The sequence below is a fragment of the Streptomyces palmae genome, assembly GCF_004684805.1.
Classification (GTDB): Bacteria; Actinomycetota; Actinomycetes; order Streptomycetales; family Streptomycetaceae; genus Streptomyces; species Streptomyces palmae.
In genome coordinates, this window is record NZ_SRID01000679.1 from 1 (window position 1) to 1,374 (window position 1,374).

Genomic DNA, 1,374 nt, shown 5'->3' on the forward strand with positions numbered 1-1,374 from the left:
CCCCGGCGGACACCGCCACCCGCCGCGCCCCCGCCGGCACCGGTGCCGGCGCCCGCCGCGGGCCGCGCGCCGCTTCCGGCTCCGCCCCGGATTCCGCGACGGCGCCCGAGGCGGGGCCGGGCGCCGCGCGTGAGTTCGCCCATGCGCGGCGCGCCACCCGCCGGGGGCTGGTGCGCTCGGTCACCGTGGCGGGAACGGCGGGTGTGGTGGTGCTGGCCGGGACGTTCGCCTGGTACGCCTACACCCGCACGCACGCCGTGCTGGACCCGGCGGACTACACGGCCCTGCGCATCGGGGAGCCCTACGGCAAGGTGGAACGCGTCCTTCCGGAGTTGGAGGCGAGCGACCCGCCCAGCGAGAGCATGCCGTCCGAACCCGCCGGGGCGGACTGCCGCTACTACCGGGCCAGCGACGAACTCTTCGTCAGCGTGGACCACTTCCGGCTCTGCTTCCGTTCCGGGCGGCTGATCTCCAAGGCGGTCATCCCCCGTGCGGGGGTGTCCCAGGTGGTGGAGCAGGAGCGGCGCGAATGGGTGCGCTGAGAAGGCGGCCGGTGCCGGTGGCCCGCCGGTACCGACTGCCTAGGCTGGCGCGATGAACCCTTCCTACGGTGCCGGCTCCCTGCGGCCGATACGTCTCCTGCTCGCCGATGACGAGGCCATGATCCGGGCCGGGGTACGGGCCATCCTCGCCACGGACCCGGGGATCGAGGTGGTGGCGGAGGCGGCCGACGGGCGGGCGGCCGTGGAGGCGGCCCGGGCGCACCGGCCGGATGTGGCGCTGCTGGACATCCGGATGCCCAGGCTGGACGGGCTCTCCGCCTGCGAGCAGATTGCCGCGGTCGCACCCGGGACGGCGGTGGCCATGCTCACCACCTTCTCCGAGGACGCCTATATCGCCCGTGCGCTGGGCGGCGGAGCGACCGGCTTCCTGCTGAAGTCGGGGGACCCGTACGAACTCCTCGCGGGGGTCCGGGCGGTGGCGGCCGGCGGGGCCTTCCTCTCCCCCGCGGTGGCCCGGCACGTCATCGCCGAGCTGGGCGGCGAACGGCTGGCCCGGGGAGCGGCGGCCCGGGCGCGCACCGAGGCGCTGACCGCCCGGGAGCGAGAGGTGCTGGCGCTGGTGGGCGCGGGGCTGTCGAACGCGGAGATCGCGCGGCGGCTGCACCTGGTCGAGGGGACCGTGAAGGGCCATGTGAGCGCCGTCCTGGACCGGCTCGGCGTCGGCAACCGGGTCCAGGCCGCGATCGTGGCGTACGAGGCGGGCCTGGTGGTGGACCCGGTGCCGGGCGCCGAATGACCCGGCGCGGGCGCCCCACCGGCCCGGACCGGACACCGGATCCCGCGCCGGGGAGCGGCCGGTGGGGAGGGCGGG

At 76.6% G+C, this 1,374-nt stretch carries 1 protein-coding gene and 1 pseudogene; both read left to right on the plus strand.

Annotated features, from left to right (window positions below; genetic code table 11):
* Nucleotides 1–542 (plus strand): annotated as a pseudogene (locus E4099_RS32015) (sensor histidine kinase); the annotation flags it as partial.
* 52 nt (nucleotides 543–594) lie between these two features.
* Entirely contained in the window at nucleotides 595–1,299 is a 705-nt protein-coding gene (locus E4099_RS32020; protein WP_135342588.1) for a response regulator, read from the plus strand.
* The last annotated feature ends 75 nt before the right edge of the window (nucleotides 1,300–1,374 follow it).